Below are 20,014 nucleotides of genomic sequence, written 5' to 3'. Positions count from 1 at the left end.
CGCTGCTACGGTCGCGTGCATGACGCTCTCGGTCTCCACGGGTCAGGCTGTTGATCTTCGGGTCCAGCCGGTTGACGAGGTTCTTGATCGCGTCGAGCGGTCTCTGCAGGTGCGCTTGCTCCCTGACACGGTGGTGCGTAAGCGTCGATCTGTAGGGGCCAGGACAGACCGCGACACCTGGGTGCGGATCGAGCGGCGCTTACTCGACAAGATCACCGACCAAGGGTGGAACGGCACCGAAAGCGCCGCGCGTCTGGAAGGCATCGCCCAGCCCGCATGGCACGGATGTGTGGTCTGGCGGGACGTGGACGAGCCGGTGATGTGGCGGGCCGACGAGACTGGGCTCCTGCCGGGGACTCCCATCGGTAGCGCCGTGTTGAGCGTCGCCCCGGCACTGTCGGATGAGTGGTGGGAGGCGTTAAACGCCTCGTTGGACGCGCTGGCGGCTCAGGACACGATGCGGGTCGCCACACCGGACACCGTCACCATCACCCAGGCCCTCGTCACCGAGTCCATCCGCGATGTCTTCTCCGGCAACTTCGATACGACCGTCGAGCGGTGGGTGCCGGCCCATGCGGACCTGAACTGGGCGAACATGACCACCCCAGCGTTCAGCGTCTTCGACTGGGAGGACTGGGGCAACGCACCGCTGGGGCTGGACTCGGCCTCGCTGTGGGCGAGTTCCCTCGCCGTCCCGGCTCTGGCCGATCGCGTACGGCACGAGCGCCAGTCCGACTTCGAGAGCCGGGACGGCAAGTTGATGACGTTGTTCGTCTGCTCGAAGATCCTCGGGCCGTACTCACACCCGGAGGATCCCCGGCTGAAGCCCGCACAGTGCATGGCCGAACAGGTCATCAAGGAGCTTCAGGCAGGCTGACCGCGCGATCGGTCCGAAGGAGACTCCGGTACTCCTGGACGGTCCGCTCCTCGACCTCGCCGGCCAGGGCGCCGACGAGTTCGCCCAGATGAGCGGGTTCATCGGTACCCACGGCGAGGGAGTCGACCCGCGGAAGGTGATAAGCGGTTCTGAACGCCGCCTGCATACGGGAGAGCGAGCTGCCGTCCCGGAGGAAGACGCGTGGGTCGATCCTGGCCCACACCGGCGCGTCGGCGCTGCCTCCGAATGGGCTCATCCCCCACACCTCGCCGCCGCCCAGCTTCCACGCCTCGGTGAGGGCATCCGCAGCATCCAGCGTTCTGGCTCCGACAAGCAAGCCAGCGCGGACCATGAGGACCGATGGCCTCGGCCCGGTCATGTCGACCAGGCTCAACAGCGGCGACGGGTCCCAGGACGCGACGCCCCAGGCGGCGCACAGCCCCTTCGCCGTGGCGTCGTCGAGGGCGGTGCACGCCTGTGCCAGCACATCCTGGTTGTGAGGGGCGGCTTCGCTGAGCGAATGTTCCGGGTTGTGCAGGAACACCAGGTCCGGCTCCCGTCCGAGATCCTCGGCCGCCTGTTCTACCGCCGCGCACAGCCGTACTGGATCCAGGGAGTGTTCCACTCCGTCCGGCCCCGGGAAATAGCCGACTTTCGTAGAGATCTTGAACTTCGGCAACAGGTCACCGGCTGTGCGCGCCAGGATCTGATGCGAGCGGAACCCGAGGTAGTTGGTGCCGGTATCGAGCGCGGTGACGCCGAGGTCCAATGCCCCAGTCAGGAGGCGGCGTTCGTGACGAGACCGGTGAAGCCCAAGGACAACTCGGGGGTCAGTACCGCGCACAGCTCCTCCTTCACCAGGATGTCGGCGACCTCCGTCACTTCGGCCCCGACGACGGCCGCGGCCCGCTCCAGCGCGACTGGCCTCCCACTCAGTAGCAGACGCAGGGCGGGTAGGGCCTTGGCTGCGAGGGTGAGTTTCTTCCCCGAGGCCACGACGTCGACGGTCTCCCCACTTCCCTGGATCCGGGGAGGAAAGTGGGTGGTGCACACCACGGCGTCGAGCGGTCCGAGTATGTCGAGGTACGGCACGTGCCGAGGCAGCGTTGTCTCCTGCTCGTACGCGGCCAGGAAGTCGGCCGGGGAACGTTCGCCGACCAACTGGGCTGCGGCTGCAGTCAGGGCTTCGCCGCCGGTTCCGTGTCGGCGGTCGAGGTCGTGGCGGAAGATCTCGCGTTCGCGGCACCAGTCGGCCAGCCACGCGAGCCAGCTCGCTCCCGTGCGCTTGGTGATGCCGAACGTGACATGAAGGCTCTTGCCGGTTCCGCTGCCGGTCCGCGTCGCCTGGTGCCAGTGGCCCCGGGGGATGTGCATGACGTCACCGGTCCGCATGACGCCGGACCAGATGATCTCGTCGCTCGGGGTGTTGTTGGGGTCGGAGTCCCGGTACATCGGAACCTTGCGGGAAGCCGCGCGCACCTCCCACTCCTTCTCACCCGCGAGCTGGACGATGACGACATCGTGGTCGTCCCAGTGCAGGGGGAAGCCGGCGGCATCGTTCGTCGTCAGGTACGCGTTGACCTGCACTCGCTCCTGGGACCACCACTGCAAGGCCCGGCACGCGACCTCCATCGTCGGATCGAAGACGTTGGCCTGGTCCAGGATCAGCGTCGCGCCTTCTTGCAGGAGCCTGCCCAGGCTGCGCATGTCGACCATGGGGATGCTCTGGCCGCGAGGACTGACGCTGTCGGTGTAGTAGACGGCCGGATGGACCTCCTCGCCCTTCTGGAAGCATCGGAACTGCGGGCGGTTCAGGCTCCGGCGCATCGCGATGTCGAGCAGGCGGTTCGGAGTCATGATGCGGGAAGCGAGTGCGGAGTCGTCCATGCTCCCGCGTACGAAGACCTTGCCCAGCTCTTCCGCTCCGCTCCACCCAAGCGCTGTCTCGATGGCGCTGATCAACCGATGTTCCATCGCTGCGTCCTCCATGGGTTCGACCACGTGATTCGGACGCGGTGGAGGTCGGCACGGCCGAACGTGCCGACCTCCACCGCTTGGTGCCTACTCGCTGTCGTGCAGGTTGCCGTCGCCACCCGGCCACGGCGCGTCGCCGGAACTTCCGGCGTTGTCCGACCGGAGGCTGTCGTACCGGTCGTGGACGGCGGTCAGCTCTTCCACCGCCACCAGGAGGCCGCTGGGGGCCGGAGGCGGTGCCGTGTGCTCTGCCACCTCGTGCTCCTTCCTCTTCGGTTCTCCCACCGGGGCTCCGGCGGGAAGTCGGTGGCCGCCCCCGGCGGCTCCGTCCCCGCCGGAGAAACGGGAGGCGGAGCCGCCGATCTGAGGAACCGTTCGAGGAGCGATCATCCTGAGCGTGCTCCGTGGACGGCTGATACTCAGTCAACGGCCCCAGCAGGTACGTCGGAACGTTTCTAGGGGGTTCCTCGTGGGACGGGCGCCCTCCCCGGACGCGGACACGCGAAGTAGCCTCCCCACTACGCCGTGAGGGGATGACGGGAGTGATGACGTGCCTGGTGAGTCGTTAGCAGTCCACCCGCTCAGCTTCGTCCGCCAGACGCGCGGATGGGGGAAGGCCGAGTTCGCCCGGCTCATGCAGGCGCACGGGAGGTCGCTCGGAATCCCGCTCGCGACCAACCGGACGACCGTATGGAAGTGGGAGCAGGGGCAGGAGCCGGACGAGGATGCCCAGCGCGTGCTCGCCGACTTGCTGCACGTCCCGTACGAACGCGAGCGGGAGGAAGGATGGCCTCGGTGGCTCCCCGTCTGGGAGGTGACGGGGCTCACCGCCCCATGGACCGAGGCCGGTACCGTCGAAGCGTTGTCCGAACTGGTAGGGAGTGGCCGCATGGATCGCCGGGGTTTCCTCACCATCACCGGCGCTGCCCTGACGGGCCTCGCGGCGAGTTGGGTGGACGCGCCCTCTGCCTTCGCCTCGGCGCTCAACGGAGATCAGGTCACAGACATGATGGTCTCGACGATTGAGCGGCGTATCAGCACCCTCCGCACGCTCGACGACCAACTTGGAGGAGCCCGGCTTCTGGAGCAGGCACGCGGTGATCTCGCCCTGGTCACCGGCCTTCTCAGCGCCGGCCGGTACACGGACAGGATCCGCGTCCGCCTCTACGCGCTGGCAGCCCAGGTGTCGCACGTGACCGGCTGGATGGCTTACGACGCGGGTCTGCGATCCGCCGGCCAGCGTTACTACGTCGGGGCCCTGCGCAGTGCCCGTACCGCCGGCGATGACGCCTTCGGCGCCTTCGTCCTCGCGGAGATGGGAGTACACGTCTCCGAGGCCGGACGGACCGCCGAGCGGGTGGACCTCATCTCAACCGCCATCGACAACGCCCCTCAAACGCTGTCGCCATACATCCAGTCCTTCCTCCACCTGCACAAGGCCGAGGCACTGTCGCGCGACGGCGACCACGGAAAGGCAGGAACGGCCCTCAACCGTGCCGTGTCCCTGTGGGAGGAGCGCCAAGCGGCGGAGGAAAACCCGGACTGGCTCAACTGGTTCGGCGAGGCGCAGTTGAAGTCGACCGAGGGCAAGGTCCTGTTGCGGTCCGGGCAGGTGGAGCGCGCGACACGTTCCCTGGAGACCTCAGTGAACAGCGCGGTTCCTCGGGACAAGGCCGTACGGTCCAGCCGCCTGGCTGAGGCACGGCTAACCGGTGGCGACCTGGAAGGGGCGCTGGACGCCGCGAACTACGGCGCCGGGCTCCTGGAGGACAGTGTCAGCTCCGTAAGAGCTCTGGACCGATTGAAGGAGTTCTCCGCGCAGCTCGAATCCCGTAAGTCCGTGCCCTCTGTCCGTGAGTTCCGCGAGCGGCTTCAGGCGCTCCCCGTCTCAACATGACGGTCGCCGCCTCGGTCCATGTGAACCAGCCCGCACCGCCGGAGCAGCCGACCCAAATGCCAGGATGGACGGCATGACGACGATCGAGGGTGAGGTCTCGGCTGGGTTCGAACCGGTGAGTGAGGCGTTCGCGGCGAACTTCTTCCGGCACGGGGACATCGGCGCGGCGGTGTGCGTGTACCAGTACGGGCAACCGGTGGTGGATCTGTGGGGCGGCGTCGCCGACCCGGAGACCGGCCGTGTGTGGACGGGGGACACACTGCAACTCGTCTACTCGGCTACCAAGGGGGCGACCGCGACCGCGACGCACATGCTCGCCCAGCGCGGCGCGCTGGACCTGGACGCGCCGGTGGCGAAGTACTGGCCGGAGTTCGCCGCGAACGGCAAGGCGGACGTCCCCGTGCGCTGGCTGTTGTCCCACCAAGCGGGCCTGATCGCGCTGGACCGACCGGTCCCGCTGCACGAAGCGTTGACCTGGCATCCCATGACGGCGGCACTGGCCGCTCAGCGTCCTCTGTGGACTCCGGGCACCGCGCACGGGTATCACGGCCGAACCTGGGGCTGGCTTGTCGGCGAGGTGATCCGCCGAGTGTCCGGCCGATCGCCGGGCCGCTTCTTCGCCGACGAGATCGCTGCTCCCCTCGGACTGGACTTCTTCATTGGATTGCCTGCGGATGAGCGCGACCGGGTCAGCCGCATGGTGTACCAGCGTCCAGACGTCGACCTCACCACCCTGCCCACAGAGTCGGTTCCCCAGGAACTCCGTGAACTGGTCGCCGCATGGCGCGACCCCAACTCATTCAGCAACAGGGCATACGCGGTCACTTACCCCGCGGAGATCGACTTCGGCTCCCCCGAAGTGCAGGCCGCGGAACTCCCGGCCTCCAACGGCGTCGGCACCGCACGCGGACTGGCACGCATGTACGCGGCGCTTATCGGCGAGGTAGACGGCGTCCGCCTGCTCGCCCCGGAAACCCTGGCTTCGGCAATCAAGGAACAGGCCGGCGGGAAGGACCAGGTGATGCTGATCCCAAGCCGATTCAGCTCCGGATACATGCTGCCCACTGCGACCAACCCCATGACCGGTCCGAACGCCTTCGGTCACACCGGTAGAGGCGGCTCGCTCGGCTTCGCCGACCCACAGCACGGCATCGCCTTCGGCTACGCCATGAACCACATCATCGGGGGGTCCGACGATGCACGTGCGGCTTCGCTGGTGGACGCGGTGCGAAGGTCTCTGGCTTGACGGGACCACATAGCCGCAGCGCGGGTACGACCTCAACAATGGAGGACTGGGCATTGGTCGTAGGCAGGAACCGGACGCTGGGAGCGGTGGGGAGCAGTGCCGGCGGACTGGAGACCTTGCGCGCCGGGCTCGTGGAACCTGCACTGGCTCGGGGTTGGCGGGTGGCGGTTACGCTCACGCCTACGGCGGGTCGCTGGCTGCGTGCGAGTGGTGAGGTCGACCGCTTGGAGAAGTTGACCGGTCTACCCGTCCGGGATGAAGCTCGGTTGCCCGGTGATGTGAGTCCGCACCCAAGCGCCGACTGCTATGTGGTCGCCCCGGCAAGCGCCAATACCGTGGCCAAGCTCGCGAACGGTATCGCCGACAACCAGGCGCTGACGCAGGTGGGAGAAGCCATCGGCACTCTTGGAGTGCCTGTCGTGGTGTTTCCCAGGGTCAACGCCGCTCATGTCCGGCACCCTGCCTGGAAGCGGCACATCGCGACGCTGCGGGAGGCCGATGTGCAGCTGGTTCAGGGGCCGGAGGTCTGGCCTCTGTATGAGCCGCGAGAGGCGCCTGCCGGGCGGGAGCTTCCTTGGGCGGCGGTACTCGGCGCTGTCGAGCGTGTCATGGGGTGACGCGGCGACCAGGCCGGCGCTGCGTCCCACCCACCCACACGCTCACTTCACGATGTCCCGCAGTCGCGCCCGTACCGGGCGGTCCGTGTCGTCCCTTTGCCAGAAGAGGGTCAGGATCAGGCCCAGGGGGTCTGTGCCCTGGCCCTCGCGGGCTCGGGGTTTGGCGACGCTTGGGGTGTCGATGAAGCCTGGGGCGCCTGCGGTGAAGAGGGCGGGGAGGGGGTGCGGCCTACGGCGAAGGGCCAGTAGTGCCAGGTCAGGTGTTTGCGGCGGCAGGCTGTATCGCCGACGTTGGAGACCTGGTCTCCCTCGCATGGCCGCACCTCCGCGACCGGCTTCCGGTCCTTGTCCAGCCATACCGCGGTGAGTGGAAGATGCGGCGGACTGCATCGGCTCACCAGCCCGAGTCCCACCGCCATGCACACCGCGCCGACCACATGCCTCATCCCGGCCCCCGAGTCACTCTGCTGGTCAACCCCAAAGCGGGCGACGGCAAGGTCCAGGCCGTCTACGAGTGTTGAGTTACGAGAAGATCGGTGAGCAGCAGCCGTTCGCGGACTCTCCGGTCCTTGCCGCGATGATGCTCGATCCCCTGCGCCCCGGCAGGACCTGACCGTTGAAGGGGGAAGAGGAGACGGTCAGGACCGACGTACCAACGCCCGCTGCGGCTTGTCACCGGTAGTGAGGTTGTTGAGCGGTGGGAGTGTAGCGAGCACCGCTCAACAACCTCACAGGTCAGGACGCGAGTTGGGCTGGAGTGCCGGGCGAAGCCACCGGCCCCGCGCCCGCCCGAACCGCGCTACGCGGCACGCTCACAGCGGCTGGGCCAAGCCCGCCCAGCGGGACGGGTTGCATGTCCCGGTCAGTCGATGCGCGAGGAGCCGCCCAGGTTCCAGGCGGGGAGTGTGCCCTTGCCGTCGCGGTCGATGTCGTACGTAACGGTCCCGTCGGCGCTCCAGGTGAGCGCTCTGCTGTGGCTGTACCACTTCTGGCAGGTGCCGTTCCACACGCTTGTCGTGTTGATGTCGTATCTCAGGTCGCAGACACGCGACGCCTTGACGATGTCACCGTCGTCGGGGTCGTGCTGTTCGACCCGCACCTGGAGGTCGAACTGGTCGAACTTCCGGTTGTCGTCGAGATCCGTGCCACCGCCTCCCGACCACGTGTAGTAGGCGGTGGCCATGTACCCGCCCTCCGAGTAGTGCTCGATGCACAGATTGATCGCGACGTGCACGTCGCTCCCAGGGGTGGAGAAGGTCTTGTCCTGGTAGCCGCTGCAGGCGGAGTCCACGGCGTAGGCGGGGCCGACCGTCAACGCGGACATACCTCCGAAAGCAAGCAGAAACGCGGCCCCCGCCGTTGCTGCACGCCGGACATCAACCATCATGCGAATGCCTTTCCGTTGTTGCGATATCGGGGTGGGACGCGGGATGGTCCAGCCGATGTGGCGCTTCGCGCTCGGATCGTGTTCCGGTCCGGCGAGGGGCGGCCGCTGCGCGGACATCGCCGTGCACGCGGTGTGGCGCCACTGACGGTCACCGCGGACGCCCGTCATACCGAGCGGGGCCTCCGGTGGAGGACGAGGATGTCCCGTCGGCGGGATTCCGGCCTTTGTTCTGTTCTTCAGCTCCCCCCTCCCCGGGAAACCGATACGACGCGCCGCTCGGCCTGTATCCCCCGAACGGACCGAGCGGCGCGTGGGCCCAGTTTCCCGGGTCGTCCGGGCAGTTGGGAGGGGTCCAGTGAGACCCTGGCTCACGCTGTTCCGCCGTGCAACCACCCTCGGTCACGCCCCTCACAGCCGGCCTGTCTACGATTCCAGCCACGCTGAATCCGGCCAGAAGGGCCATGACCGGCCATGAACAGACGTACCGAACTCCGCGCTTTTCTCCAGTCCAGACGCGCCCGGCTGAGCCCGTCCGAGGTGGGTCTGCCGACCTTCGGTGGGGTTCGCCGGGTACCGGGGCTACGACGTGAGGAGCTGGCACAGTTGGCCGGGGTCGGGATCGACTACTACGTCCGGCTGGAACAGGGACGCAATGACAAGGTCTCCGCGTCCGTACTCGACGCGGTCGCCCGCGCGTTGCGTCTGGACGAGTTGGAGCGCATCCATCTGCACAACCTCGCCCGCCCCGACCGGAGACAGCCGCCCGCCGCGGACCAGGTCTCGGAAGGCACGCAGTGGTTGCTGGACAACATGCCGGACACCGCGGTGTTCGCCCTGGGGCGCCGGACACGGGTACTGGCGTGGAACCGCCCCGCCTCGAAGATCTTCCTCGATTTCGGCCCCGTGCCGGAGCGCAACCTGACCCTCCTGGTGTTCCGGCAACCCGCCATCCGGCAACTGGTACTCGACTGGCAGGTCATGGCACGGCACGTCGTCGCCTGGCTGCGTCTGGAAGTGGGGCGTCATCCCGAGAGCCAGGAGACGAACGCGTTCATCGCGGAACTGGCCGCGACGGACCCCGACTTCCTGCGGCTGTGGAACGAACAGGATGTCGTCGACCCCATGCACGGCACCTACCGCCTCCAGCACCCGCTGCTCGGTGCTCTCACCTCCACCTTCCGGACGCTGCTCGTTCCCGAGGACCCGGACCAGCTACTGATCGTCTACGCCCTCGAGCCGGATCCTTCCGGACCGGGGGGAGCAGAGAGCGCGATCTGGAGCACACCACCGGATCACGGACCGGTCCTGCCGGGGTGCTGTCCCACCCACGACATCGCCACTTTCATCGTGAAGGGCAACGACCTGGCGTGACGAGAGGTCCGCACAGGCACGACATCGACCGGCCCTCGATGGAGCACGCGTACGGCCCGACCGACGAGGTTTCCCGCGCCGCTGGTGGCGATGGCACCACGACGCCCGACCGTACCGCGATCGTCAGGGTCAGGAGTAGGAACGCTCCTTGCGGACGAGTGCCGGGAGGCGCGGCCTGTCAGGCATGGCTCCGCCGCTCCCGTTGCGAACGCCGGGATGCGACGAAGGCCGCGCCCACCGGGGCGCGGCCTTCGCTGGGCTGTGCTGCGGGCAGCCGGGTGGGTCAGGGAGCGCAGACCACGTAGATCGTGCCGCTCGCCGCGCCGCCGTTCGACCGCTGCCTCACGTCGCCCTTCCAGCCGACCGGTTTGCCGGACGAGTTGCGGGTCGGTTCCGTGCGGGCGACGTACATGCTCCCGACGAGGTCCACGCCGACGCCGCCGCCCGTGGCCGTCCAGCCGGACGGGCAGGAGATCGTGGTGTCGCCTGTGGTGAAGTACTTCGACTTGACGACGGGCCTGGCCACCGCGGCGGCGGCTGAGGGCGAGGTGGAGGGGAACGAGTTGAACGCGACCAGGGCGAGAAGAGCCGCGGTGACCGCAGCAAGGGCGTAGGTGGTCCGTCGGACAGCAGCGCTCATGAACATCCTTCCGGTGAGCCGAAGAGACGTCACCAGGTCAGCAGCACCAGCGCCGCGACACGTCGGCGTCTTCTCAGGTGATCGCAAGTCTCCGGAAGGGGATCGTTCGCGGTACGTCGCCGGCCGGTCGGCGTCGGGATCTGAGTCGCGGTGCCGGGAGGTCGGCGAACGCCTTCGCGAGGTGGGTAAGTACGTGCGGGCACCCGTCTCCCGCATACCGTCCTGGTGTGAGGCAGGACACGGGAACCTCTTCGAAGGGACGGAGAGGTATGTGCGTGAGTTCCAACCAGGACGATGGCGATGACGATGACTACGACGGGCGACTGCGGGCCCGTGTGCGGGGCGGGGAGCGGGCGGCGTTCGGTGAGTTGTACGAGCGGCACGCCGACGCCGTCTACCGCCATGCCCTCCGGCTGACCGGGAACTGGTCCGTGGCCGAGGAGGTCATGTCGGAGACGTTCCTGGCCGCCTGGCGGGGGCGGGGGGACGTGGAGGCGGACGGGGGGTCGCTGCGGCCCTGGCTGTTCGGGATCGCCACCAACAAGGCGCGCAACGCCGAGCGGAGTCTGCGGCGGCGGCTCGCGTTCCTGTCCCGGCGGACGGAGGCCGACGCGGTCGGCGACTTCGCGGAGGACGTCGTCGGGCGGGTGGACGACGCGCGGCGGCTGGCGGAGGTCCAGCGGGTGCTGGGGCGGCTGCGGCGGCACGAGCGCGAGGTCATCGCCCTGTGCGTGTGGGGCGGGCTCGACTACGCGCAGGCCGCCGAGGCGCTGGGGGTGCCGGTGGGGACCGTACGGTCGCGGCTGTCGCGGGCGCGGGGGCGGCTGCGGGAGTTCGTGGAGCGGGAGGCACGTACACCGCATAAAGAAGGTAAGGGATTTATGGAACCCCGCCCCGGTCGCGGAGAGGTAGAGAGTGAGGCCGCGTTCGTGGCCCTGCCCCTTCAGGAGGAAGCCCGATGAACTCCACTCCGTCCGGAGCCGGTCAGGAGGAGCGCGAGGAACTCGTAGAACTCGCACGGCTGTTGCCCGCCGGTGCCGTCGAGCACGGGCTGCCTGCGGGGCGTCGCTCCCATTACAAGGACGTACTGATGCAGACCATCGACCAGGACAGCACCATGGGGGACAGCCTGTCCAGGCCGCGGCGATTCAGCCGGCCCGTGCTGATCGCCGCCTCCGTCGCCGTCGCGGTGGCCGCCACGCTGACCGTGCGGCTGGGCACGGGTGACAGCGGGAGCCATCGCGGTACGGCCGCGCCGAGCGCCGCCGGGCAGAAGGGCCGAGGCGTTGTCGTCACGCTCGACCGGATCGCCGCGGTCGCGATGAAGAGCGGCGTGGAACCGGTGAAGGCCAGCCAGTTCGCGTATGTGCGGACCCGGACGGCGGAGAACGAGGCCGACTGGGGGCAGCCGGTGAAGCCCGGCCCGCTGCACGACCGGGAGGTGTGGCTCGCGCAGGAGCCGGGTCCGATGATCGATTTCGGGCTGACCCGCGAGAACGGGGAGGAGTACGGGATCAGGATCCTGGTGCCGAAGGGCTCCGCCGGGGAAGTGGCCGGGATCGACCGGCCGACGTACGCGTGGCTCGCCTCCCTGCCCACCGATCCCGCGAAGCTGCTGCAACGGCTCTACGCCGAGACCCCCGCCGAGGGCGATGAGGACCAGGACCAGGCCGTCTTCGAGCGGATCGGCGAGCTCATCAGTGCTCAGTACATGCCGTCCGCCACGGCGGCCGCGATCTACCGGGCCACCGCGCGGATTCCCGGCGTGACCGTGCTGAACAACGCGGTGGACGCCGCCGGGCGGCACGGCATCGCCATCGCCAGGGAGAACACCCGGATGGGCCTGCGCACCGAGTGGATCTTCGATCCCGAGACCCTCGGCTTCCTCGGTGAACGCTCCGTCCTCACCCGCAACACCGTGATGGGCCCGGCCGGGACGGTCGAGGAGACGACGGCGGTACTCGAACGGGCCGTCGTGGACAAGAAGGGCCAGGAGCCCGGGTCCGCGGGGTCCGGTCGGAGTTAGCCCGGGTGCCCCGGGTCCGTCGTCGGCCGATACCGCGCGTTAGCCTCGGGGCGGACGGAGAAGATCGGTTGGAGGCGGGTATGGCCAGGGTTCCCAGTTCGGTGATCGCCGCGAGTGGGCTCGTCGGGGGGTACGGAGTGGCCCGGTGGACCGAGAAGCGGGCGCTGGGCGGGGTCGTGCTGGCCGTCGCCGGGGGCGCTGCCGGTGAGCTGTGGCGGCGGCGGGCCGGTGGGAAGGCCGCGGGGGCGCTCGGTGTCGCGTATGTCGCCGCGTTCGCCGGGTCGCATCCGCTGGCGAAGAAGGTGGGGGCCTGGCCGGCCGTGTTCGGGGTGGCGGGGGCGGTCGCGCTGGCCTCCTGGGCGGTGGCCGACCGGCAGGGGTGACCCGCTCCTGCCCAGGCCCGCGGCAGGGGTGACCCCCTTCTGTCCCGGCCCGCCCGTGGCCCTGCCCGTCGCCGGCCGGGAGGGGTGACCGAGTCGACCGGTCAACGCTGCGCGTCCGCGCGGAACGATCGGCGGTAGCCCTGGGGGCTGGTGCCGACGACTCTCCGGAAGCGTTCACGGAAGGCCGTCGGGGAGCCGAAACCCGCCTGGGTGGCGATGCGCTCGACGGCGTACGGGGTGGTTTCGAGGAGGTACTGCGCCCGGCGGACCCGTGCCCGGTGCAGCCACTGCAGCGGTGTCGTGCCGGTCTGTTCGCGGAAGCGGCGGTTGAGGGTGCGGGTGCTCATGCCGGCCCGGTCGGCGATCTGATCCAGGGTGAGGTCCCGGCCGCAGTTGTCCTCCAGCCAGGCGAGCAGGGGTTCCAGGGTCGCTCCGGCGGGGGCGGGCGGCAGGTCGTGGACGATGAACTGGGCCTGGCCGCCCTCCCGTTCGAGCGGCATGACCGCCTGCCGTGCCGTGTGCGCGGCGACCGCCGAGCCGTGGTCGCGGCGGACCATGTGCAGGCACATGTCCATCGCGGCGGCCGCACCGGCCGAGGTGAGGAACTGGCCGTTGTCGACGTAGAGGACGTTCGGGTCGACGGTCACCTCCGGGTGCCTCGCCGCGAGGTGCGGCGCGGCCATCCAGTGCGTCGTCGCGCGCAGACCGTCCAGCAGGCCGGTCGCCGCGAACAGGAACGCGCCCGCGCACACCGACGCGATCCGGGTGCCGTTCGCCGCCGCCGCGCACAGCGCCTCGGCGACGCCCGGCGGCAGGGTCTCGGGGGGCTCCGCCACTCCGGGCAGGATGATCGTGTCCGCCTCGGCCAGCGCCTCCAGGCCGTACGGCGCCTTGATCGTGAACCTGCCTCCGCTCGCCGCCACCTCCTCGGTGCCGCTCGCCGAGCAGACCAGCACCCGGTAGGCCTCCCGGCCGTCGGGCAGCCGGGCCCAGCCGAAGGTGTCGATGGGGGCCGAGAGATCGAAGGGGATGACCCCGTCCAGTGCCAGTACGACGACGGTGTGCATGGCGAGAGAGTAGGGGGACGACGGATTTCTGCCAAGCGGGGCGGAGTGATCCGAGGGTGACCAGCCTTCGAGTGTGCGTCACTGGCGGGAATCCGTCGGGCCCTGGCACTCCTGCCGCTGTTCTCAAGATCCGCGCGGCGTCTAGCGTCGGGGCGTGACCAAGTTCCTTCTCGCCGTGCACGTCCTCGCCGCGATCGTCGCGATCGGGCCCGTCACCGTCGCCGCCAGCATGTTCCCGCCCGCCGCGCGCCGTGCGCTCGCCACGCCCGACGACGAGCGGGCGGGGGCCGCCGTACGACTGCTGCACCGGATATGTCAGGTGTACGCCGCCGTCGGCATCGCCGTCCCCGTCTTCGGGTTCGCCACGGCGGGCGCGATGGGGGTGATGGGGGACGCCTGGCTGATCGCGTCCACCGTGCTGACCGTCCTCGCGGCCGGAGTGCTGCTGGTGCTGGTGCTGCCCCGGCAGGAGGTACTCGTCGAGGGCACGGGCACGCGCGAGACGACCGTCCAACTCGCCATGTTCACCGGGATGTTCAATCTGCTGTGGGCGACGGTGACGGTTCTGATGATCGTGCGGCCCGGGTCCACCACGGGGGCGTAGACAGGTCGCCGAGGGCACTGAAGTCGCCGGGTTTTCGTTATCCGGGCGGGGGGTGGCTCGTCTCCCGGGCATGCAGCAACTGATTCGACCTCGACAGTTCAGCCGCCGCGGTGTCCTCAAGGCCGCGGGTGTGACCGCCGGAGCCGTCGGTGTGGCCGCCGCGCTCCCGGCGGCCCCCGCCACGGCCGCCGCCGGCTACGCGCATCCCGGTCTGCTCCACACCCGCGAGGACCTGGCGCGGATGGCCGCCAAGGTGAAGGCGGGCGCCGCTCCCTACCAGGCCGGGTACGCCCGGCTCACCGCCAACCGGCACGCGCAGAGCGGCTGGACGGCGAACCCGCAGGAGACCGTGGTCCGGGGCGGCTCCGGGCAGAACTACACGGTTCTCTACAACGACCTGCACGCCGCCTACCAGAACGGTCTGCGCTACCACGTCGGCGGGGACGTCGCGCATGCCGACACCGCGGTCGCGATCCTCAACGCCTGGTCCGCGAAGCTCACTTCGCTGGCGGGCAACGCCGACCGGTTCCTGGCCGCGGGGCTGTACGGGTACCAGGCCGCCAACGCCGCCGAACTCGTCCGCGACCGGCCGGACTTCGAGCTCGAACGCTTCCGGAAGATGCTGGCCACCGTCTTCGCGCCGCTCAGCGAGGACTTCCTGGTCCACCACAACAACGCCGTCGTCACGAACTACTGGCCCAACTGGGACCTCACCGCCATGGCCTGCGTCCTCGCCACCGGGATCTTCTGCGACGACAGCGGGAAGGTCGAGCAGGCCGTGGAGTACTTCAGGAACGGCTCCGGGCTCGGCTCGGTGAAGCACGCCATCCCCGTCGTGCGGGACGACGGCCTCGCCGAGTGGCTGGAGGCCGGGCGGGACCAGGGGCACGCGCTGCTCGGGGTCGGGCTCATGGGGACCGTCTGCGAGATGGCCTGGAACCAGGGGATCGACCTCTACGGATACGACGACAGCCGCTTCCTCAAGGGCGCGCAGTACGTGGCCAAGTGGAGTCTGGGAGGGGACGTCCCCTACACCGCCAACACCCGGAGGAAGGGGGCGATCGGGGGGTGGTCGGGGACGGAGACCGCGTCCGGTGCGGCGGGGGTCGACCCTACGATGGTCCGGCCGATCTGGGCGATGATCGCCAACCACTACACCAAGCGGCGCGGTCTCTCCGCTCCCTACCTCACCCGGATCGCCGCCAAGGCGTCCCCCGAGGGCGGCGGCGGGGACTACGGCCCCAACAGCGGCGGCTACGACCAACTCGGCTTCGGCACCCTGGCGTTCACCCGCGACAAGGTCTCGCCGACGACCGCCTCCGCGACACCGTCGGCTTCCACGACGCCATCGGGTTCCGCGACGGGCTCGGCGACGGCAGGGGCAGGGGCAGGGGCAGGGGGCCCGACGGCCACCGCGCCGTCCGCGACCGGGGCGGGGGCCTCCGCCACGGCCGCGTCCGGCGCGTCCGGTGCGTCCGGTGCGTCCGGCAGGGACGGGGGCCTCGCCGCCACCGGCTCCACCGACTTCGTGGCCTGGACGGCCTCCGCCGGCCTCACGGCCCTCGCGGGTGGCCTGCTTCTGCTGCGCCGCCGGGACCGGGTACGGCGCGAGGCCGAGTAGCCCGCACCGGCACGCCGATGCGGGCGGGGGTAGGCACCGGCACGCAGGTGCGGGCGGCGGTGGGCACCGCTCGCCCGCGCCTGCGGCGTGCAGCCCCCTGCGGGACGGGCGCCGCCCCGTCGCTACGCCGGTTTCGCCGGTGGTGGTGTCGGGCCGCCCTTGCCCGTTGCCGCGCCGCCCGCCGTGGGCGGCTTCGCCGTGCCCGTTGCCGTACCCCCCGGACCCGGCGATGGCCCGGGCGACCACCTCGCGGGCCAGTTCCGGACATGACCAGCGTGTCGGCTCAGGCGGTTTCAGGCCGTCGGAACGCGTCGGCGTTACGCGCGCACCAGTCCGCGAAGGTCCGCGGCTTGCATCCGAGCAGTCGCTGGACGGTGTCCGTCCGGAACCCGACGGAGTCGGCGCGCATGAGTTTGAAGCCCTCGGTGACGGCGTCGGCGAGTGCCTGGGGCGCCCCGTTGGGGAAGCGGAACCGTACGGCCTCGTCCGGTGTGGTCACTTCTCGGACCTCGATGTCGCGGCCGATCGTCTCGGAGATGACGCGTACCTGCTCGGTGACGGTGAGCGTCTCGTCGCCGGTGAGGACGTACTCCTTGTCCTGGTGGCCGGCCTCGGTGAGGACGAGGGCGGCGACCGCGGCGATGTCCGCGGGGTCGATCGGCGCGTAGCGGCCCGGGCCGACCGGATCGAGGACGTGGTTTCCCTCGCGGATGGTGGGCAGCCAGTCGAAGGCGTTGGTCATGAAGCCGCCGGGCCGAAGGAATGTGGCGGGTATTGCGGAGGCGCGGATGATCTCCTCGCGTTCATGGTGCCAGCGGGCCATGGCGGGCCGGGGGTCAAGGGTGACGTGGAGGGAGGACAGGTGCACGATGTGGCTCACCCCGGCGGCCTCGGCGGCGGCGATGGCGGCGGCTGTGTAGTCGGTGCCGATGCCCTGGGTGAGCAGGAAGAGTGTGTCGACGCCGGCGAAGGCCGGCGTCAGCGTCGAGGGTTCCCCCAGGTCGCCGACGGCGCGCTCGGCGCGGTCGGACAGTCCGGCAGCGCGGGCGGGGTCGCGGACGAGAAGACGTAACTTCGCGCTTTTCGTGTCGAGTTCGCGGGTGAGTTCTCGGCCGATGTTCCCGGTGGCTCCGGTGACCAGTATCATCGTGGCTCCCCAAAGTCGTTTGCCGTCTAACGAATCGCAAGGAACGTTAGCCAGTGAATGATTAGCCGTCAATCGGCTTGCTTGCGGCTCGGGCAGCCGCTTCCCCACATCACCGAAAGGACCCGATGGCTGAGTTCCTGGACCTGCACGGCAGAACGTCGAAGGCCCTCCGGGCCCTGGCCGACGCGGCCATGCGACGCCATGGGCTGCACGTCGGACAGAACTACCTGCTCGCGATGCTGTGGGAGCGGGACGGCAGCACACCAGGCGAGGTTGCCGCCGCGCTGAACGTCACGACGCCTACCGTCGTCAAGATGGCTGACCGGATGACTACGGCCGGGCTGCTCACCCGTCGCCGTGACGACCGGGACAACCGCCTCGTCCGGCTCTGGCTCACCGACGCGGGGCGTGCGCTGCAGAAACCGGTCGAAGCGGAACGGCGATTGATCGAGGAGAAGGTCACCGCGGATCTCACCGAAACCGAACGTGAGTCCCTCTTGAACGCCCTGGCGAAGGTCCATCGGGCGGCGAGCGAGCTACTGAGCGAGCCCATCGATAACGGCGACTCGGGCCTCACCTGACACTCCCACGCCCCTCTCTGAACAGATCCGACGAGTGCCAGGACGGCTTTCTGCCCACCGACGACTTCCTCGATCCCCCGAGGATGCCTTGGACCGCGCGACGGGCGACCAGAGGTTCTGGAAGGCCCAGATGCCCGACGCCGAGCCGGCGGGCGGCACCCTGCGCCCGCTGCGGGACCCGGACTCGGCCGGACTCGATGACGACGAGGACGGCGCGGAGGACTGACGCCTCCCGGAGATGAGGCTGGACCGGGGAGAGCCAAGGTCCTGTTCGAGCACTCCGACCAGGGACGCCCCGATCGTTCAGGCTTCGGTGGGTTCTCCGGCGAACACGGTGTCCTGGACCTCCGGTTCCGGGCTGGGTCGGCCCGGCAGCAGGAGGCACAGCGGAACGGCCGCGGCGGTGAACGCGGCGGACCACCAGAACGCTTCACCGAATCCGGAGGCCAGGGCGGCGGGCGTGTGGGCGCCGGCTGTGGCACGTTGCAGGATCATGACCAAGACCGCGATGCCCACGGAACCGCCGACCTGCTGGGCGACTCGGCTGATGCTGGAGGCGCCCGGGATCTCCTCGCGTTCCAGTCCGACGAAGGCTGCGCCCGTGATCGCGATCATGGCCCCTCCCAGCCCGAGTCCGCGCACGAACAGCACGGCCATCAGCGCGATGTTGCTCGTGGAGGCGGTGACGAAGCCGAACGGCACGGTGGCCGCGAAGGTGAGGGCGAAGGCGGCGATGGCGACGGAGCGCGAGCCGAAGCGGTCCATGTACCGGCCGGCCAGCGTACGGGAGAGGAGGGTGCCCACGCCCGTCGGGATGAGCAGCAGTGCGGCGCCCAGGGCGGATTCGCCGCGTACCTGCTGCCAGTACAGCGGCAGCAGGAGCATGGTCCCGTACAGGGCGGCGCCGGTCAGGAACACCAGCGCCGAGGATGAGGCCAGGGCGCGGTGGCGCAGCAGCCGGATGTCGAGCAGGGCGTCCGGTCCGCGCCGCAGCGCCCAGAAGGCGTATCCGGCGAGCAGGGCCACCCCGGCGATCAGGGGCAGGGCCACCGTGAGGCCGGCCAGGCCGTCGGATCCGGAGAGCTGTGTCAGGCCGTAGATGACGGCGGCGATGCCGGGTGAGAGCAGCAGCATGCCCACGGTGTCCAGGCGGGGGCGGGTGCCGGGCCGGGGTCCGTCTTCGGGAAGGTTGCGCCAGGCGAGGTAGCCGCCGACGACGCAGAAGGGAACGTTGAAGAGGAAGATCCAGCGCCAGTCGCCCAGGTGCAGGATGGCGCCGCCGATGACCGGGCCGATGACCGGGCCCAGGGCGGTGGGCACGGTGATCAGGGACATGACCCTGCCGATGTTGCGGCCCTTGGCCGCCTGCATGACCAGGGTGAACATCAGCACCATCATCGTGCCGCCGCCGATGCCCTGGACCACCCGGAAGGCGATCAGGCTCTGGATGTTCCACGCTCCGGCACACAGCAGCGACCCGATGAAGAACATGCCCAGGCCGGCGATCCACAGGCGTTTGCCGCCCAGGACCGACTGAGCCCATCCGACGGCCGGCATCGTGGCGGACAGGGCCAGCAGGTAGGCGGTGGTCACCCACTGGGTGGTACTGAGCGACGTGTGGAGCTGCCCGGCGAGGCCGTCGATGGCGACGCTCATGATCGTGGTGTCGAAGATGACGGCGAGTGCACCGATGATCAAGGTGTAGGTCAGACGTCGCAGGGCCGGGTCGATCTGGCCGGCGTCTGCGGCGACGGATGGTGGCTTGGCACCCTTGGCGGTCATGAACACTCCTTAGGATAGACGGTTCTATCTTATGGAGCTCAGACTAGGCCGCTAGGATTAGATAGGCAAATCTATCTAACGGATGTGAGGGGTTCGGATGGCCGAGCGACGCCGCGGAGCGGCACTGGAGAAGGCACTGCTCGACGCGGCCTGGGAAGAACTCACCAACAACGGCTACGCCCGGTTCACCATGGACGCCGTCGTCAAGCGTGCGGGCACCAGCCCTACGGTCCTCTACCGCCGATGGTCCGACCGCGACGCACTCGTCCGGGCGACCATCCCCCATGTCCTGCGCAAACACATCCACGACGTTCCCGACACCGGAAGCCTGCGGGAGGACGTCCTCACCCTCATGCGGGAGATCAGCGCCACCCGCCTCCAACTCGTCACCGTCATGAGCGTGAACCTGGCCAGCTACTACCAGGAGACCGGAACCAGCCCCGGCGACCTGGTCGACCCCACCACGACAGGGCGCAAGGAAGCCGTCGACGCACTCTTCGACCGCGCCGTCGAACGCGGCGAGATCAAACCGGAACTCCTCACCGAACGCATCAAGTCACTCCCCTTCGACCTGCTGCGCCACGAATTCCTCACGACCTTCGCCCCCGTGCCCGACCACGTCCTCGAAGAGATCGTCGACACGATCTTCCTCCCCCTGGTGCGCTGACCGCGAAGTACCACACCCCCCGCTTCGCCCTCGTCCCCGCACTCCGCGAGGAACTGGAGAAGGCACTCGCGCCGGCCCACCGGTTCAAGGAGGCCGCCCCCGGGACGCCCGTCATCCTCACGGTGCA

At 69.4% G+C, this 20,014-nt stretch carries 21 protein-coding genes; 13 read left to right on the top strand and 8 right to left on the bottom strand.

The genetic code is table 11. From position 1 onward, the window contains the following. Window positions 1–19: 19 nt before the first annotated feature. A complete protein-coding gene (locus ACFPIH_RS13090; RefSeq protein ID WP_381170269.1) occupies window positions 20–877 on the top strand; it encodes a hypothetical protein in 858 nt (285 codons plus the stop codon). On the opposite strand, the gene ACFPIH_RS13085 is transcribed toward ACFPIH_RS13090, so the two are convergent. The 3 genes from ACFPIH_RS13085 to ACFPIH_RS13075 all read right to left on the bottom strand — a co-directional run bounded on the left by ACFPIH_RS13085 (window position 855) and on the right by ACFPIH_RS13075 (window position 3,106). After that, the gene (locus ACFPIH_RS13085; RefSeq protein ID WP_381170267.1) at window positions 855–1,646 is read right to left on the bottom strand and encodes an aldo/keto reductase; all 792 of its coding nucleotides are present in this window, start codon (window positions 1,644–1,646) and stop codon (window positions 855–857) included. The genes ACFPIH_RS13090 and ACFPIH_RS13085 overlap by 23 nt on opposite strands. An 8-nt stretch (window positions 1,647–1,654) precedes the next feature. Beyond that, a complete protein-coding gene (locus tag ACFPIH_RS13080) occupies window positions 1,655–2,851 on the bottom strand; it encodes a JmjC domain-containing protein (protein ID WP_381170265.1) in 1,197 nt (398 codons plus the stop codon). 87 nt (window positions 2,852–2,938) lie between these two features. Continuing rightward, window positions 2,939–3,106, bottom strand: coding sequence for a hypothetical protein (locus tag ACFPIH_RS13075; RefSeq protein ID WP_381170263.1), 168 nt, complete (start codon window positions 3,104–3,106; stop codon window positions 2,939–2,941). 295 nt (window positions 3,107–3,401) lie between these two features. On the opposite strand from ACFPIH_RS13075, the gene ACFPIH_RS13070 reads away from it, so the two are divergent. The 3 genes from ACFPIH_RS13070 (at window position 3,402) to ACFPIH_RS13060 (ending at window position 6,611) form a co-directional block, all read left to right on the top strand. Then, on the top strand, window positions 3,402–4,748 hold the full coding sequence (locus ACFPIH_RS13070; RefSeq protein WP_381170261.1) for a transcriptional regulator: 1,347 nt from the start codon (window positions 3,402–3,404) through the stop codon (window positions 4,746–4,748). 73 nt (window positions 4,749–4,821) lie between these two features. Next, on the top strand, window positions 4,822–5,994 hold the full coding sequence (locus ACFPIH_RS13065) for a serine hydrolase domain-containing protein (RefSeq protein WP_381170259.1): 1,173 nt from the start codon (window positions 4,822–4,824) through the stop codon (window positions 5,992–5,994). A gap of 38 nt (window positions 5,995–6,032) precedes the next feature. Beyond that, complete coding sequence (locus ACFPIH_RS13060; protein WP_381170257.1) at window positions 6,033–6,611, top strand: flavoprotein; 579 nt, start codon at window positions 6,033–6,035, stop codon at window positions 6,609–6,611. 862 nt (window positions 6,612–7,473) lie between these two features. Here the strand turns inward: ACFPIH_RS13060 and ACFPIH_RS13055 are convergent. After that, on the bottom strand, window positions 7,474–7,935 hold the full coding sequence (locus tag ACFPIH_RS13055; protein ID WP_381170255.1) for a hypothetical protein: 462 nt from the start codon (window positions 7,933–7,935) through the stop codon (window positions 7,474–7,476). Between the two features lie 534 nt (window positions 7,936–8,469). Here ACFPIH_RS13055 and ACFPIH_RS13050 point away from each other — a divergent pair. Continuing rightward, complete coding sequence (locus ACFPIH_RS13050) at window positions 8,470–9,369, top strand: helix-turn-helix transcriptional regulator (RefSeq protein WP_381170253.1); 900 nt, start codon at window positions 8,470–8,472, stop codon at window positions 9,367–9,369. 283 nt (window positions 9,370–9,652) lie between these two features. Here the strand turns inward: ACFPIH_RS13050 and ACFPIH_RS13045 are convergent, their stop codons facing one another. After that, on the bottom strand, window positions 9,653–10,009 hold the full coding sequence (locus ACFPIH_RS13045; RefSeq protein WP_381170252.1) for a hypothetical protein: 357 nt from the start codon (window positions 10,007–10,009) through the stop codon (window positions 9,653–9,655). 323 nt (window positions 10,010–10,332) lie between these two features. Here ACFPIH_RS13045 and ACFPIH_RS13040 point away from each other — a divergent pair, with 323 nt between their 5' ends. The 3 genes from ACFPIH_RS13040 to ACFPIH_RS13030 all read left to right on the top strand — a co-directional run bounded on the left by ACFPIH_RS13040 (window position 10,333) and on the right by ACFPIH_RS13030 (window position 12,418). Beyond that, window positions 10,333–10,971, top strand: a complete 639-nt coding sequence (locus ACFPIH_RS13040) for an RNA polymerase sigma factor (protein ID WP_381170724.1) — start codon at window positions 10,333–10,335, stop codon at window positions 10,969–10,971. Beyond that, complete coding sequence (locus tag ACFPIH_RS13035) at window positions 10,968–12,035, top strand: CU044_5270 family protein (protein ID WP_381170251.1); 1,068 nt, start codon at window positions 10,968–10,970, stop codon at window positions 12,033–12,035. The genes ACFPIH_RS13040 and ACFPIH_RS13035 overlap by 4 nt, the downstream gene beginning before the upstream one ends. Before the next feature lie 80 nt (window positions 12,036–12,115). Beyond that, a complete protein-coding gene (locus ACFPIH_RS13030; protein ID WP_381170249.1) occupies window positions 12,116–12,418 on the top strand; it encodes a hypothetical protein in 303 nt (100 codons plus the stop codon). Between the two features lie 101 nt (window positions 12,419–12,519). Here ACFPIH_RS13030 and ACFPIH_RS13025 read toward each other — a convergent pair whose 3' ends face one another. Continuing rightward, on the bottom strand, window positions 12,520–13,485 hold the full coding sequence (locus tag ACFPIH_RS13025; protein WP_381170247.1) for a GlxA family transcriptional regulator: 966 nt from the start codon (window positions 13,483–13,485) through the stop codon (window positions 12,520–12,522). 154 nt (window positions 13,486–13,639) lie between these two features. On the opposite strand from ACFPIH_RS13025, the gene ACFPIH_RS13020 reads away from it, so the two are divergent. Both ACFPIH_RS13020 and ACFPIH_RS13015 read left to right on the top strand, forming a co-directional pair. Continuing rightward, on the top strand, window positions 13,640–14,089 hold the full coding sequence (locus ACFPIH_RS13020; protein WP_381170245.1) for a hypothetical protein: 450 nt from the start codon (window positions 13,640–13,642) through the stop codon (window positions 14,087–14,089). 70 nt (window positions 14,090–14,159) lie between these two features. Further along, the gene (locus ACFPIH_RS13015) at window positions 14,160–15,710 is read left to right on the top strand and encodes an alginate lyase family protein (RefSeq protein ID WP_381170243.1); all 1,551 of its coding nucleotides are present in this window, start codon (window positions 14,160–14,162) and stop codon (window positions 15,708–15,710) included. A 283-nt stretch (window positions 15,711–15,993) separates the two neighbouring features. Here ACFPIH_RS13015 and ACFPIH_RS13010 read toward each other — a convergent pair whose 3' ends face one another. After that, window positions 15,994–16,857: an NAD(P)H-binding protein gene (locus ACFPIH_RS13010; protein ID WP_381170241.1), complete on the bottom strand. Its 864-nt coding sequence runs from the start codon at window positions 16,855–16,857 to the stop codon at window positions 15,994–15,996. A gap of 125 nt (window positions 16,858–16,982) precedes the next feature. On the opposite strand from ACFPIH_RS13010, the gene ACFPIH_RS13005 reads away from it, so the two are divergent. Both ACFPIH_RS13005 and ACFPIH_RS13000 read left to right on the top strand, forming a co-directional pair. Next, the gene (locus ACFPIH_RS13005; RefSeq protein WP_381170239.1) at window positions 16,983–17,438 is read left to right on the top strand and encodes a MarR family winged helix-turn-helix transcriptional regulator; all 456 of its coding nucleotides are present in this window, start codon (window positions 16,983–16,985) and stop codon (window positions 17,436–17,438) included. 88 nt (window positions 17,439–17,526) lie between these two features. Beyond that, complete coding sequence (locus ACFPIH_RS13000) at window positions 17,527–17,664, top strand: hypothetical protein (protein WP_381170237.1); 138 nt, start codon at window positions 17,527–17,529, stop codon at window positions 17,662–17,664. A 77-nt stretch (window positions 17,665–17,741) separates the two neighbouring features. On the opposite strand, the gene ACFPIH_RS12995 is transcribed toward ACFPIH_RS13000, so the two are convergent. Then, window positions 17,742–19,220: an MDR family MFS transporter gene (locus tag ACFPIH_RS12995; protein ID WP_381170235.1), complete on the bottom strand. Its 1,479-nt coding sequence runs from the start codon at window positions 19,218–19,220 to the stop codon at window positions 17,742–17,744. A gap of 97 nt (window positions 19,221–19,317) precedes the next feature. On the opposite strand from ACFPIH_RS12995, the gene ACFPIH_RS12990 reads away from it, so the two are divergent. Then, on the top strand, window positions 19,318–19,887 hold the full coding sequence (locus ACFPIH_RS12990; protein ID WP_381170233.1) for a TetR/AcrR family transcriptional regulator: 570 nt from the start codon (window positions 19,318–19,320) through the stop codon (window positions 19,885–19,887). Window positions 19,888–20,014 lie beyond the last annotated feature (127 nt).

Source organism: Streptomyces vulcanius, assembly GCF_042653945.1.
GTDB classification, from domain to species: Bacteria; Actinomycetota; Actinomycetes; order Streptomycetales; family Streptomycetaceae; genus Streptomyces; species Streptomyces mangrovi.
This window is presented reverse-complemented; position numbering and strand designations above follow the sequence as displayed.

Bases quoted from the DNA above. Each gene is read 5' to 3' on its own strand.
- ACFPIH_RS13090 (WP_381170269.1), top strand. From the start codon at position 20: ATGACGCTCTCGGTCTCCACGGGTCAGGCTGTTGATCTTCGGGTCCAG.
- ACFPIH_RS13080 (WP_381170265.1), bottom strand. From the start codon at position 2,851: ATGGAACATCGGTTGATCAGCGCCATCGAGACAGCGCTTGGGTGGAGC.
- ACFPIH_RS13065 (WP_381170259.1), top strand. From the start codon at position 4,822: ATGACGACGATCGAGGGTGAGGTCTCGGCTGGGTTCGAACCGGTGAGT.
- ACFPIH_RS13060 (WP_381170257.1), top strand. From the start codon at position 6,033: ATGGAGGACTGGGCATTGGTCGTAGGCAGGAACCGGACGCTGGGAGCG.
- ACFPIH_RS13055 (WP_381170255.1), bottom strand. From the start codon at position 7,935: ATGTCCGCGTTGACGGTCGGCCCCGCCTACGCCGTGGACTCCGCCTGC.
- ACFPIH_RS13050 (WP_381170253.1), top strand. From the start codon at position 8,470: ATGAACAGACGTACCGAACTCCGCGCTTTTCTCCAGTCCAGACGCGCC.
- ACFPIH_RS13045 (WP_381170252.1), bottom strand. From the start codon at position 10,009: ATGAGCGCTGCTGTCCGACGGACCACCTACGCCCTTGCTGCGGTCACC.
- ACFPIH_RS13035 (WP_381170251.1), top strand. From the start codon at position 10,968: ATGAACTCCACTCCGTCCGGAGCCGGTCAGGAGGAGCGCGAGGAACTC.
- ACFPIH_RS13030 (WP_381170249.1), top strand. From the start codon at position 12,116: ATGGCCAGGGTTCCCAGTTCGGTGATCGCCGCGAGTGGGCTCGTCGGG.
- ACFPIH_RS13025 (WP_381170247.1), bottom strand. From the start codon at position 13,485: ATGCACACCGTCGTCGTACTGGCACTGGACGGGGTCATCCCCTTCGAT.
- ACFPIH_RS13015 (WP_381170243.1), top strand. From the start codon at position 14,160: ATGCAGCAACTGATTCGACCTCGACAGTTCAGCCGCCGCGGTGTCCTC.
- ACFPIH_RS13010 (WP_381170241.1), bottom strand. From the start codon at position 16,857: ATGATACTGGTCACCGGAGCCACCGGGAACATCGGCCGAGAACTCACC.
- ACFPIH_RS13005 (WP_381170239.1), top strand. From the start codon at position 16,983: ATGGCTGAGTTCCTGGACCTGCACGGCAGAACGTCGAAGGCCCTCCGG.
- ACFPIH_RS12995 (WP_381170235.1), bottom strand. From the start codon at position 19,220: ATGACCGCCAAGGGTGCCAAGCCACCATCCGTCGCCGCAGACGCCGGC.
- ACFPIH_RS12990 (WP_381170233.1), top strand. From the start codon at position 19,318: ATGGCCGAGCGACGCCGCGGAGCGGCACTGGAGAAGGCACTGCTCGAC.